Source organism: Umbribacter vaginalis, assembly GCA_001552935.1.
GTDB lineage: Bacteria > Actinomycetota > Coriobacteriia > Coriobacteriales > Eggerthellaceae > Berryella > Berryella vaginalis.
Genome location: KQ959705.1, coordinates 22,510 through 36,317, shown reverse-complemented (window position 1 = coordinate 36,317; position 13,808 = coordinate 22,510). Strand labels below are relative to the sequence as shown.

Genomic DNA, 13,808 nt, shown 5'->3' with positions numbered 1-13,808 from the left:
GTACTCTTAAAGGAGAAAGAATATATGCAAAAACAAAAGCTTACTATAACACGCCGAACGCTTGTACGAGGCGCTATTGGGGCTGGTGTTTTGGCAGGAATTGTTGGCGTTAACGGTGTCGTAAAGTCGAAAAAAAATACAACGCTTACCAGCGAACTTGCCGTTACACCTGAAAACATTGTATCACTGGACGCATTTACGCAGCTTGACGACCCAAATGCGATGATGCGCCTGCGTGGAAGTTTTGATTTGCCGTACCACTCGCTTATGTGGATGAGCGATGAGGGAATACTTGCCTATCTTACGCCTACGCAAACAGGACATCCGCTTAATGCTGTTGGGATTGTTCGTTTTGGGAGCCACAGCACTGCAGCAGGTAAACTGCAAGACATACAAAAGCCACGTATTGTACTTTCTCAGGCGCGCGATAATGCTGAGGGTTTTGATATTTATGACGTGCGCGCAAGCCAACAAGGCATCGTATGGCTTGAAGCACACATTCTTACCAACACCTGGCGTATATGGTGTGCTCGATTAACAGCTACAGGAATTGAACAGCCGCTTTTATTAGACGAGGGATTGCAAAGCGAAGCGATGCCCACCATAGGAATTGTTGGCAAACAAGTATTTTGGCAGATTAACGTGCCATTGCGCAAAACCAAAGCAAACGCACACGAACAATCTTTATCGGTTGCTGCATCTGCATCGGCAACGCTTGCTGCACAAACACTGGCAACAACAAAAGGAACAAGCACTGCTGTTCCTGAAACACAAGCAACAGGTACGACAAGCAAACAAGCTGATAGTACGCAAAATGGAGTGCAGGACAGTGCGCAGCATGGTGCTGGATCAGACATACAAACTGGTGCTGGATCAGGTGTGCAAAGTAACATACAAGGTAGTGCACACGATAGTACACACGGCGGTGCGTCACATGACCAACAAAACACCCGTACTCAAGCTTCTCCGACAAGTTCACAACCATCAGTAAGTTGTATTCGAAGCGCATTTTTGCCAGGAAACACCAACAATGCTGTTCGCTGTTTTCGCGAATCACAGGCGGGTTTTGTTGCATCACTTGCTATAAGCAATACATTTATCTGTACTGCTGAACGCATGCAGCAATCGCGCTCGCATACACGCCTTATGGCGTTTGATACTACTGGTGCTCTGGTAGATAGCTTGGTATTACCTGCTGGAATACGCCCTGTGAACGTTAGCTATGGAACAAGCGGCTTTACTTTTGGCATAGAGGGAAGCTACAAAAATAAAACGGGCATTACTAAACTTGGAACATACTTTCCTCTTGCAACAACAGCGCCACAAGCAAGCGCTCAAAACAACACGAGCAATGGAATATCAGCTGATCAAACAATGAAAACGTCACAAGCGTCTCAAACGTCACAAGCGGCATCAAAGGGCGCAAACTCAGGCAAAACACCAGCAAACGCCCCAGAAAATACCCAGCATGCAGACACTTCATATGCGGCATTTTACAATGCATCGCCATGGTTTCATTTTGGACGCATGCCTACAACAGCCCCCTGCTGGTGCGATGATGTTGTTGTTGTAAAGTCGACCTATTCAATTTTAGTGCTTGACGTGCGTGCAAAAACCTACGTAACACTGCCTGTTGATTCTGGTGCAGAGCAGTGGGGTGAGTGGTGCGCAAGCAGTGGAACTCATGGTGCGTTTGCCACGTTTACCAGCATAGACGATAAGCCTATTGGAAAAGAACCCGTACGCGCATGCCGTGTAAAAGTGTGGGAAAAAGCATAAGTATACAACGCGCCTCCGCACGACTGCTCATCGTAGCGCACTACTGCACAGTATAAAAGGTGTACACGTTATAAAAGGTACGCGTTATGAACGTTCGGTATCAAACTGCAATGCTTCCAACTTCTTGAAAACGTAATCTACGCGCGACAAAAATACCTGTGGATCGAAAATTTTCTTTAATTCATCAGGCGATAGTGTTACTTCAGGGTCAGCTGCTAAACGTTCCTCAAAGCTTTTACCGGCGCGAGCATTTTGAATATCACTCCATACGCTCATCGCATGACGCTGCACGATAACGTAGGCATCTTCGCGCGTAATGCCTGTTTGAACAAGTGCTAATAAAACGCGAGACGAGAAAATAAGACCACGCGTGCGCCACAAATTGTGGTGCATTTTATCGGGATACGTGCGCAAGCCTTCAAAAATTCCTTGCATTTTGCCAAACATATAATCAAGCGCTATAAAACTATCAGCAAGCGCTGTGCGTTCGGCACCTGAATGTGAAATATCGCGCTCGTACCACAGCGCCACGTTGTCGAAGGCTACCTGGGCGTTCGCTTTAACGGTACGCGCAAGACCGCACACGCGCTCGACAGTGATGGGATTGCGCTTGTGAGGCATTGCTGACGAGCCTTTTTGCCCTTGCTTAAACGGCTCTTCCACTTCCAAAACATCAGATTGTTGCATTAAGCGCACCTGCGTGGCAAGCGCCTCTAAACTCGCCGCAACCGTTGCTAAACAAGCTGCCACGTGAGCATGCCTATCGCGCGCTACAACCTGCGTCGATAGTGGATCGGGAGTAAGCCCAAGGTGCTCACACACATAGCTTTCAACGAACGGATCGATGTTGGAGTACGTTCCTACAGCACCTGAAATGGCACCTACAGCAATGGTTTTTCGTGCATCGAGTACCTGCTCTTCGCAACGTTTCAGCATCCATGCCCAGCTTGCAAATTTCATGCCAAAGGTCATAGGCTCAGCATGAATACCATGAGTGCGACCAACGCACACCACATCACGCAGCTCAAAAGCGCGATTTTTGCACACGGTGCCCAGCGCACGTACATCGTGCAAAATAATATCGAGTGCTTGTACCAGTTGATAGCACAACGCTGTATCGCCCAAGTCGGAAGATGTCATGCCGTAATGAACCCAACGGCTGCACGGAGCAGCACCTTCAGGCAAGTCGGCATCGATATAGTGCGCCATATTCGTAAGAAACGCAATAACATCATGATTGGTAACAGATTCTATTTCAGCAACTTCTTGCACGTTGAACTGCGCATGGTCACGAATCCACTGCGCATCGCTTGCTGTTATGCCAATAACTCCCAGCTGAGCCTGCGCTTCGCACGCAAGAATTTCAATTTCTTTCCAGATGGAGTATTTGTTTTGCAGCTCCCAAATAGAGCCCATTTCACGGCGCGTATAACGATCGATCATAACAGCGTGTCCTTTCGTGTAGTAGTTATACCGTTCACGGGGCGGTTTTTACCGTAGTTCGTGCTTATAGTTTTTACCGTAGATCACATGGTGCTTCGCACAGTTCTTCGCGTAGCAGTTGTTAGGTTGTGCGATACGTCGCGTAGCACTTCGTACCTTGATTCGCACAGTACTCATACAGTAATTCATGCGATGCTTTATGAAATAGTAGCAAATTACCTGTTCAGGGGATAACTATCCTAAAGCGAACGCAAAATTTCTCGCGCATCGGCAATGTTTTCCTTATTCGCAATCACATAAACCTTATTACCGGGGAGTACAATAGTATATGGCATAGCTACTTCAACACCTGCATCACCAAGCACAGCAACAATAAGGCACTGATCAGGCATAGGAATATCTCCTACCGCAACACCGCTTAAAATATCCGCGTTTTTAAACTTCGGCAGAGAAATTTCGGTAAGCGTTACATTGCTATCGGCAAGCGCTGCCATGGTTGTCATCGAGCCAAGAGATGCTTCTTCTTGAATAAGCGTAGCAATAAGCTGGGTAGACGACACGCTTTCTATATTCAACGCCCGAAAAATACGCTGGTTTTTAGGAGCGTTCACGCGCGCGACACAACGCGCAACATGAAAGACACGCTGAGCAATTTCGCACGCTACAAGGTTATTGTCATCTTGTCCCGTGGTAGACACAAACACATCTGCCCTACCCACGCCTGCATCAGCCTGAAATTTCGAGTCGCATCCATCGCCATTTATTACCAGATAGCGTCCCGTGAGTATCATCGAAAGACGGTCGGCAATTTGCGTATTTCGCTCGATAATAGAAACTTCATTTCCTTTGTCAAGCAGCACTTGTGCAAGATACTCTCCCACTTTGCCGCCACCACAAATTACAATGCGCATGCAAGCTCCTCATCTGCATTTAATCTTGTACAAATTTCATGAACGAATCGATAAGCTCGTGATGCACACAAGCAACCACCGTATCACCAGGATATAAAATTGAGTCGGCATTAGGAATTGACGATGCTGAACCGTCACTGCGCTCAAATACAACAATACGTATATTGTGCTCTTTTTCAATATCACCTACTCGAATGGTAGGAGTTTTGATATGAGAAAGATTAAGTGAAAAACGCAAAATTTCATACTCACCAAATGTATCAAGATGTCCCGAATGCCCCGAAACAACCTTGCCAAACACTTCCTCGGCTACAAGCGATGTACCGCATACGTAGTCGATACCAAGTTGCAAATACGCGTGTTCGTGATCGGAATTGTACAAGCGCGTAATAACATGTTGGATGTTGAACAGGCGTTTTGCTACTTCCGTTACCATTAAATTTGCGTTATCCGATTGCGTAACAGCTGCCAGCACATCGCAATCTTCAATACCCGCGCGCATAAGCGTTTCTTCATCAAAACCAATGCCTTGCAACGTTTGACCATTAAAGTTACGCCCAAGATTAGAAAACGCCTCGGCGTCTTTATCGATTACGCACACGTTATCGCCATTATTAGAAAGCATGATTGCAAGTTGTGAGCCTACTCGCCCACATCCAACAATGATGATATTGCTCATATGCTAGCGCCTTTCTGATTTGCTGAGCTTGTTTAGCGCTTATTATACTCTGGCGACGGCGCGGGTGTGCGTGATATTTTCGTGTACGGAAAAGGAATGTAACAACCACAAGCAGAAAAGCGAATGTAACAAGCGCAGATAAAAAAGCAGGCTATCACACGTAAAGATAAGAAGACGCGAAAGCAGGCAAGCGGAACATGAAGATAAACGTGCGAGCACAACATGAGGATACGTGGTAGGTGTACCAGTAAGCAGGCATATTCGCAAGCGGCTAGAAAATCCACTTTCCATCTGGTGTAAAAAGGCATAAATCGGAAGCTCCCAATCCATGCAAGCATACCGTTTGCACGCTTCCTGGAACGTAGAGCACAAACAAAACTACCGCTACACAAATAGCAAAAATTCCGAGGCTTACCAGCATTAATAGTACTGAATTGCGCAATACTCCCACAAAATATAATGAAAGCGCAACAGCAATAAATGGCCACAGATACATAATAGCATTAAGCCAGGTAAGCCAGCTTAAAACACCTAAACAGCACGGCAGTAATGCGCCTGAAAACAAGGTGACGCCTACTCCAGCAATATGCAAAGCAACGCAATAATAAAAGTCGTTTACTGGCGCAACAATGCAAATCATTCCAAGCGCCATAAAGAATAATGGCCAGAAATACCACCATTGACTATGGGGAAATAAAAATCGTCCCGACAATACAATAAAGGTAAACATCACAAATAAGCCTACTGACAAGGCGATACGTGCAATAAACGGAACGGAGCGCAAATCGTCTTGTAACCAGTAGCGCCATTTTTCTTTCAGGCGTTCAAAAGGCATTTTAGTAGCTTGAGGCGGCATAAACGGATGGCGATGCGTTGGCGTAGAAGCATGAGACGTTACGTGTTCGCTGTGTTGTGTTGGCGATGCAACAACGTGGTAGCGCATTGAATGTGCTGTAAACGGCACAACATCTACCAGATCGCACGTATCATCTTTCACGGGAAGTATTTGCCAAAGCACCAAATAAACAACACCTGCAATGCCAAGCGTCATAACCATCAACAGCAAAAAAGCCGAACGTATTGTATGCACAGGAACATTAAAATGCTTGGCAAGACCTGCGCAAATGCCTGCTACGCGACCATATTTGGTACGATACAACACATGTGAATGATGAGAACGTTCAGGCGACATACGCGATCCATTTCGCAAACTTAAGGCGTATCGATACGACTCGGACAAACATTGGCAGGTCCTGTGTCTTTTTCAGGTGTTTTCGCGAGGCGCGAAGTGTCCGATTGCTCTGCTTGCTGTGCAGCAGCATGATGAGTGGTATGCGCACATTCAGATATGACTTCAGATATGCATGACTGATCTGCAGAAACGGTACTAGGGGAAGTACGTACCACACCATCGCTTGCCAAGGATGGCGCTGACGATTGCACTGAAGCATGTATGCTGGAAGTCTGTGTGCTGGTGGCATTGTCGGTATGAGGCTCTAAGCAATCTGCGTGTTTGCGAGATGTGTTGTTCGATGCATTATGTATTGCGTCGTGCACTACCGTGCGTTCAGCATTATGCAATGATTGGTGTTCTGGTGTGTGATGTTCTGAGGTAGAATCGGATAGATTACCTGATAGCATACGAGAAATATGCAACAAACGAATGCGACGGCGGCGCATATCTTGCACCCTAAAACAAAAGCCCTCATGCTGAATTTCTCGACCAATTTGTGGAACAGCATCGATAACACTCATAAACCAACCAGCAATAGTGTCATACTGTTGCGACTCTTCAATAGGAAAACCAGCCTCGCGCGCATCTTCAACCGTCAAGCGTCCGTCAGCAATCCACTCGCCATTTCCCTGTTCGATAAGAAATGCGTGTTGTGAGTCGGATTCGTCAATAATTTCTCCAACGATCTCTTCGACAATATCTTCAACGGTAATAAGCCCATCAGTGCCGCCATATTCATCCACGACAACAGCCATTTGCTGGCGCTTTTCCTGCATTTCACGTAACAGTGAAAACAGGTCTTTCGTTTCGGGAATAAAAAAAGTGTCATGAGAATACTGCACTGCGAGCTGCAATTCTTGCCCATCAAGTGCCGGCTGTACTAAATCTTTTAAGTGAATAAGCCCCACGATAGAATCGAGATCTTCGTGAAACACAGGCATGCGCGAATAGCCAGTTCCTAGCATACGTTCAAGCGCGCTGCGTACCGTTTCATCATCGGAAACACCAATCATGTCTACACGTGGCGTCATAACATCGCTTACAGCAAGCTCGTCTAAGTCGAGAATCTCACCAATCATGCGTTTTTTATCATCGATGAGGTTATCTGCGTCATCTACCAGGCTTTTTATTTCGTCTTCCGATACATCACGCATCGTACGCTTCGAGAACAAGCGGCGTGCACGATGCAAAAATGACGTGGAAAAAGAAGCAGACGAAGAAGTATCAGCAGACGCCTGCGCTGGAGTATCTGATGTTTTTGAAGAAGCTGTGTTCATAATTGTCACTTTATCATATTGTGGAGCGCCTTATAAAAAGCAATAACAAAGAGGTGCTGAGCTGTTACCTTTTAATGCTTCGCAGTTGGATGTGCTGGAATGGATAAGCGCTACAAATTATCAGGCAAGCAGCAATCACGACGCAACGTTTCAATGCGCACCATATGCAGCCGTGCATCGTAGAGTTCGGATAACACCTGTTCAGTAAGAACATCTTGCGCATTGCCAACCGTTAATTGCCCTTGTTTGTTCAACAAACCAACCCGTCCACCCAGCAAAAGTGGATGATTAGGATTGTGCGTTGTCATGACAATAGTAAAGCCATCGCTTAAAAGCTGACGCATGCAGCGCAAAACGCGCAGTTGATTGCCGTAATCAAGCGCGCTTGTGGGTTCGTCAAATAAAATAATGGATGGCTGTTGCACAATAGCGCGACCAATCGCTACCCGCTGACACTCCCCGCCCGACAACTCTGAAATTCGACGCTTTATCAGCGGTTGTAATCCAAGGCGCTCCACAACAGTATCAACAAGTTCATACACTTTTTTGCCAGGAGATGTGAATACACCTAAACGCGGTGCTGCACCAAATGCAAGATATTCGCGTACTGAAAAGGCATAGGTTGTTGAAATGTGCTGTGGAACATACGCAAGCATCGTTGCCACTTCGCGGGGGCTTAAACGCGATATAGGCTTATTGTTAAGTAGTACCGTGCCCTCATACGGGTGATCGACGCCTGAAAGACAATTCAATAACGTCGATTTACCGGCACCATTAGGGCCCAACAGCGAGAACATTTCTCCTTTACGGATGTCAAAACTTACATTTTGAAACGTAGGCTGATTGTGTTTGTAGGCAAATGAGATCGATCGTGCTTGCAATAACACCTGATGAGAGGAAGAAGACGGCCCAGCCATTAGTCAACCCTCCTTTGGTGTACCAGCAAATATCCAAAGATGGGCGCGCCAATGAAACCAGTAAGAATACTCAGCGGAATTTCAAGCGAACACACGCTGCGTGCAATAGTATCAACTATCAGCATAAATATAGCAGCAACTACAATGGTAATAGGCAGCAAACGCTTATTATCAGAGCCAACAATACGCCGCGACACGTGCGGAATTATAAGGCCGATCCAGCCGATCGTTCCTGAAACACTCACCGCTGATGCCGTAAGCACCGTAGAGGCAACAATCACAAATCCCCGTTCAAGCGTTAAATGCACACCAAGCGTTTTTGCTTCCGCTTCTCCAAGTGCGAGCAAATTAAGCCGCCAGCGGAATAACAGCAACAACGCGATAAAAATCACCAAAACAGGAGCGGTAAATTGCAGCGTTTCCATATTCACTTTCGCGATAGAACCCAGCTGCCAATACACAATTTCTGGAAGTTGTGTGTCGGTGTCGGCAACATATTTCAGCAAGCCGATAACGGAACTCATAAATCCACCAACAATAATACCTGATAGAACCATCACGATATTGGACGATTTTCGCATAAGCTGAGGTATACCAACCGTAATAAGTACCGCAATAATGCCACCTACAAATGCGAAAATTTGTATGTACCAACTGGTGAAATTCAACAAAATAGCAGCGGCAGCACCTACACATGCACCAGCTGATACACCCAAAATGTCGGGCGACACTAACGGATTTCTAAACACTGCCTGATACGATGCGCCCGAAATAGCAAGGGCAGCACCTACCAATATGGCGCTTATAACGCGCGGCACGCGAACGTTCATAATGACGCTATATTCATTTGATGTCCAGGTGACAGGCTCATTTATAAAAGGAGATGCGATAATGCGCACCGCTTGAAGCGGATCAACCTGAAAACGCCCAACGCACAATGCAATAAGTGCAAAAATTGCCAAAAGCGCTAAGAGCGCTGTGAGGGTAACGCTTAAAGGCAGGGCGTTAAGTGCGAAGCGTTGCGGCCGGTTGGGCTGATGGTGATGTATAACGTTCTTCATGTACTGTATCCCCACAATAAACTGCTCTTTTACGAGCTTGCTGCTCAATACACGCGCCTTATACTAGGCAAAGATTATTCTCATTTCAATATAAAACAAGAGGCTTTATAAAATTATCATCTCTTATATAAGCGGTGTACAGGGAGTTATCTTCTTACATAAGCATACAAATGACCCATAAAAAATATACAATTTACTTATAAAACCTTGCTACTACTTGCGAAATTTTCATTTTGTACTATTCTCAAGATGGAATAAAAACCACGAACCGGGAAGAAGGAGCTTATGAAATCTTCCGACATTAACGAAGAGCAACAACTCTCGAGACGAGGATTCGTAAAGGTAGGTGCGGGCGGCGTTGCAGCACTTGGTATTGCAGGTCTTAGTGCCTGTTCAGGGGGAACCAAGAACGCCTCGCAAGGAACTGACAAAAAACCACAAGCGGCAGCACCTGTTAAAACGCATACCGTTACCGATATGAAGGGTGCAAAAGTAGAAATCCCCAATGAAATTACATCAATTGCGGATATATGGCACGCACATAACCAAGTAACACTGATGCTTGGTGCAGCCGACAAGCTAGTAGGCACTACTGAAATCATCAAGAAAACCGACTGGTTTGTAAAAGTGTACCCGCGCATCAAAGATGTAACAACACTGGTAACTGGTGGCGGTAAAGCAGCCGTTCTGAACTCTGAAGAGCTTATCAAGCTGAAGCCGTCCGTGGTGTTCGGTTCCTCAGATGCTGACATCAAAACTGCACGCGACAACGGTTTAGTGGCTGTGAACTGCGAATTCCAGAATTTTGAAGGAATGCGCAAAAGTGTACTGCTAACTGGTGATGTACTTGGTGGTGAAGCTAAAACACGTGCGCAGAAATGGGCAAAGTTGCTTGATGCAAACCTCGATCGCATAGCCGCGAAAACGCACAAACTGAAAAAAGAAGACAAGCCAAAAGTGCTGCATGTTGCTAATCTCGAGAAACTTACCATCGATGGCAAAACATCCATCGTAAATGAATGGATTGAACAAGCTGGTGGTGTAAATGCAATTGATGAGGGTAAAAACCTTATGCAAATTACCCTTGAGGCGGTTGTAAAAGCCGATCCAGACGTTATTATCATCGGTGGTAACGGCAATGTTCAAAGTGTACAAACGCTGATGGCTGATAAAAAATGGTCAGGCATTAAAGCTGTTAAAAATCATACCGTGTATGCAAATCCGCTGGGAACATTCCCATGGGATCGTTATTCAGGCGAAGAAGCATTGCAGTTACTGTGGGCTGCTGCGAAACTGCATCCGCAGCTGTTCCGCGACCTTGATATGGTAAAAGAAACAAAAGCGTTCTATAAAGATTTCTATAACTTTACGCTTTCCGACGATCAGGCAAAGCAAATTCTTACAGCGAAGAAGCCTGAGTAAGCTATATGGCTGCTGTGCAGTGATGCGGAGTTGCGCACGCTGCCGGTATAGTTGCGGTATTACTGCTGCGTAGTTGCGGCGTAGTGGTACGAAGTTGCGCACGCTGCCGGTATAGTTGCCACACGAGCTGTGCGTAATTGATACTCGTTATGCGATACTCGTTATGCGTAACTGCTACGTAGTTGCATGATTGCAGTATGACGGCTGCGTTTTCAATACATTCTTGCAAGTGAGCACCCCGTATTATGCGGGGCGTTTCATTCTTGCGTGGCGCGGTTCTTGCGGTGCTCAAAGCGTCCCGTGTTATGCGGGGCGTTTTTTATACCATTTTATAGTGGATATATTTATGACTATCAACACTTTGCAAGACTTTACGTTGTACGAAACTCAGCACATTTTTGCATGAAGCAGCCACAAAAAAAGCACCTCGCAAAAAGCAAGGTGCTTTCAATTGAACGTTCCTGAACAGCACGCTTAATAAGGTGCGTCCTGAGCAACTGGCTTAATAGCCTGCGTCCAAGTCTTCTTCCTTAATACGTCCGCGGAAGGTGTAGTACGTTATTACATGGTACACCAGTACAATTGGCACACCAACGCATGCGATAGCTGTCATCCAGAACAGCGTGCCGTCAGCTGCAACAGTGTTCGCAATGGTAAGAGCAGGGCCAACGCTGTTAGCACTTGCCGCCACCAAATACGGGAACATTGATGTTGCAAGCAGGAATACAACCATAATAGCTGTTGCAGATTGCGTAATGAAAGCAATCAAATCAAGCTTGTAGGCGGCTTTCGCACTTGCTTCATCGGTTGCACCCTGTGCAAGCAAAGCCTTACCTTTAAGGTTCGTAAACAATGACACCAGTGACAACACGATAAACAGTACAAAGAAAATCCAACGTACGGGCGCTAAAACAGGTGCCGTATCAAACTTCGTAATAAGAAGTGCATGGAGTGTCATCAAAACGAATAATACCAAGTTTACAATTTGTAACGGTACGCGAATAGCAACTGCGCGCTTACGCAAGTTAGAGTGAAGCGGCGCCTTCAGTGACAGCCAGCACGCACCAGCAGTAAGCATCATGCACAGGCCGAACAGTCCGCACAGCAGCGTAAAGGGTGAAATAAGACCAAACAGCGGAATGCCATTGTAGTTACCAGCAGCATCCATAGGAATACCAGCAAAAACGTTACCAACAGCAACACCAGTTAACAGTGCAGGCAGCAAGGATCCAATAAAGAACAACGCGTTCCAAACTTTCATCCATGCTGGGTCGTGATGAGCATATTCCAAACCGAATACACGTACAATCAAACCGAACAGTACCAACATAATTGCAAGATAAAAACCAGAAAACGTAGTAGCATACGCAGGCGCAAAGGCCGCAAACAGCGCGCCACCTGCGGTAAGAAGCCATACTTCGTTACCATCCCATACAGGGCCAATTGCATGACGGCATATGCGCATCTCTTTTTCGTCTTTTGCAACGAATGGCGAGAGAACGCCGATGCCTAAATCGAATCCATCAAGTACAAAATATCCTGCTATAAGAAGGAAAATGAGGAAGTACCAAAGAACTTCAAGAACGGTGAATTCCATTATGCTTCACTTCCTTCCGCTTGAGCTTTTTCGTGAGTAGCTTTTTGGGCTGCAGCAACATGCTTTTGTGCCGCCTTAGGGCTTGGCGCAAACGGAGTTTCAACAGGTCCTTCATGCAGGAAGTGCGAAATTACACGCACCCACGCAATGAATAAAAATACGTACACAACTACAAACAACAAAATAGTGATAAGCAACTCAACAGCTGAAACTGAAGGCGAAATAGCATTTGCGGTAAGCATTGATACGCCATCAGGGCCTGAGGTTGACGGATATACAACCCATGGCTGACGACCAACTTCTGCGGTCATCCAACCGGCTTGAATTGCAAGAAAGGGGAATACAGGCGCAATAAGCAAGATGCGACCAACCCATTTTTTCTCGAACAGTTTTGGCTTTTTCAATCCAACAAATGCAAGAATGATAACCAAAACGATAAGTCCAAAGCACGCAACCATCAGGTGATATGATTGAAATACAGCGTTTACAGGCAGCTGCTCGGGGTTTAAATCTTTAAACTTGTCGGTTTTTGCAAGTGAATTTAAGCCAGGAACTTTTGTATCAAAGGAGTTTGTTGCTAAAAAGCTTGTGCCGCCTTCAATCTTAAATGGTGCAATAACCTGCTGATTCTTCTGATCAACCCAACCAAAAAGATACAAGGCAGCAGGTTCATCTTTGTACTGACCTTCCATCATTGCAAGTTTTGTAGGCTGTTCAACCGAAACACCAACAGCGGTAGCGTGCGCCGATACCAACAGTAAGATAGCAGCAACGCAACCAACAATCGCACCTACTTTTGCAGTAGTGCGCGCAAATTCAATGTGGCGCTTCTTCAAGAAATAGTATCCCGCTACCGATAACGCTACGAACGCGCCCATGACCAGCAACGACAAAACGGTGTGTGAATAGCGCGTTGCAGTTGAAGGGTTAAACGCGGCTGCAAAGAAATTAGTAATAATTGCCTTGGAGCCATCTGATGCAAGCTCAGCACCGCCTGGTGTTTGCATCCACGAATTCGCAATAAGAATCCACAAAGCTGAAAGCAGAGAGCCAATCCACACCAACCAAGCGGACACCATATAAAAGCGCGGAGAAGTGCGTTTTCTTCCGAATAGCAAAACTCCTAAGAACACCGACTCCAAGAAGAACGCGAAAAGCGCTTCAGCTGCAAGTGGCGCTCCAAAGATGTCGCCTACAAAACGAGAATAGTTTGCCCAGTTTGTTCCGAATGAGAACTCCATGGTAATTCCTGTAGCAACACCGATTGCAAAGGTAGTAGTGAATATCTTTAACCAGAAATGTGCCGCAGCAGCGTCTTCAGGTTTGCGTGAACGATAATATTTCGTTTCTAAAATTGCGACAATAAGACCAAGGCCAATTGACAATGGCACAAAAATAAAGTGATATGCCACAGTAAACGCAAACTGGAAGCGCGACAGCGCTATAACGTCAGTTAAGAATCCCATACTGCACCTCCCCTATCTCTCT

General features: G+C 46.0%; 11 protein-coding genes. 2 read left to right on the top strand and 9 right to left on the bottom strand.

Going from position 1 to position 13,808, the window contains the following annotated elements:
- Positions 1-24 precede the first annotated feature (24 nt).
- Positions 25-1,779, top strand: a complete 1,755-nt coding sequence (locus tag HMPREF3190_RS04840; protein WP_066780920.1) for a hypothetical protein — start codon at positions 25-27, stop codon at positions 1,777-1,779.
- 84 nt (positions 1,780-1,863) lie between these two features.
- On the opposite strand, the gene purB is transcribed toward HMPREF3190_RS04840, so the two are convergent.
- The 7 genes from purB to HMPREF3190_RS04805 form a co-directional block, all read right to left on the bottom strand.
- Positions 1,864-3,222 (bottom strand): adenylosuccinate lyase, encoded by a 1,359-nt coding sequence (purB, locus tag HMPREF3190_RS04835; protein ID WP_066780915.1) that lies wholly within the window; start codon positions 3,220-3,222, stop codon positions 1,864-1,866.
- Positions 3,223-3,461: 239 nt separating this feature from the next.
- Positions 3,462-4,133, bottom strand: a complete 672-nt coding sequence (locus tag HMPREF3190_RS04830) for a potassium channel family protein (RefSeq protein ID WP_066780911.1) — start codon at positions 4,131-4,133, stop codon at positions 3,462-3,464.
- 19 nt (positions 4,134-4,152) lie between these two features.
- Positions 4,153-4,812, bottom strand: a complete 660-nt coding sequence (locus HMPREF3190_RS04825; protein ID WP_066780909.1) for a potassium channel family protein — start codon at positions 4,810-4,812, stop codon at positions 4,153-4,155.
- Positions 4,813-5,083: 271 nt separating this feature from the next.
- The gene (locus HMPREF3190_RS04820) at positions 5,084-6,004 is read right to left on the bottom strand and encodes a PspC domain-containing protein (protein ID WP_066780907.1); all 921 of its coding nucleotides are present in this window, start codon (positions 6,002-6,004) and stop codon (positions 5,084-5,086) included.
- Between the two features lie 20 nt (positions 6,005-6,024).
- Positions 6,025-7,323, bottom strand: a complete 1,299-nt coding sequence (locus tag HMPREF3190_RS04815; RefSeq protein WP_066780905.1) for a hemolysin family protein — start codon at positions 7,321-7,323, stop codon at positions 6,025-6,027.
- 110 nt (positions 7,324-7,433) lie between these two features.
- Positions 7,434-8,240 (bottom strand): ABC transporter ATP-binding protein, encoded by an 807-nt coding sequence (locus tag HMPREF3190_RS04810; RefSeq protein WP_066780903.1) that lies wholly within the window; start codon positions 8,238-8,240, stop codon positions 7,434-7,436.
- Complete coding sequence (locus tag HMPREF3190_RS04805; protein WP_449676242.1) at positions 8,240-9,349, bottom strand: FecCD family ABC transporter permease; 1,110 nt, start codon at positions 9,347-9,349, stop codon at positions 8,240-8,242. The genes HMPREF3190_RS04810 and HMPREF3190_RS04805 overlap by 1 nt, the downstream gene beginning before the upstream one ends.
- 237 nt (positions 9,350-9,586) lie before the next feature.
- Between HMPREF3190_RS04805 and HMPREF3190_RS04800 the strand changes: the two genes are divergently transcribed.
- A complete protein-coding gene (locus HMPREF3190_RS04800; protein WP_066780900.1) occupies positions 9,587-10,723 on the top strand; it encodes an ABC transporter substrate-binding protein in 1,137 nt (378 codons plus the stop codon).
- Between the two features lie 502 nt (positions 10,724-11,225).
- Here HMPREF3190_RS04800 and cydB read toward each other — a convergent pair.
- Both cydB and HMPREF3190_RS04790 read right to left on the bottom strand, forming a co-directional pair.
- Positions 11,226-12,320, bottom strand: a complete 1,095-nt coding sequence (gene cydB, locus HMPREF3190_RS04795; protein WP_066780894.1) for a cytochrome d ubiquinol oxidase subunit II — start codon at positions 12,318-12,320, stop codon at positions 11,226-11,228.
- Positions 12,320-13,786: a cytochrome ubiquinol oxidase subunit I gene (locus HMPREF3190_RS04790; RefSeq protein ID WP_082715173.1), complete on the bottom strand. Its 1,467-nt coding sequence runs from the start codon at positions 13,784-13,786 to the stop codon at positions 12,320-12,322. Before HMPREF3190_RS04790 ends, cydB begins: the two co-directional genes overlap by 1 nt.
- Between the last annotated feature and the right edge of the window lie 22 nt (positions 13,787-13,808).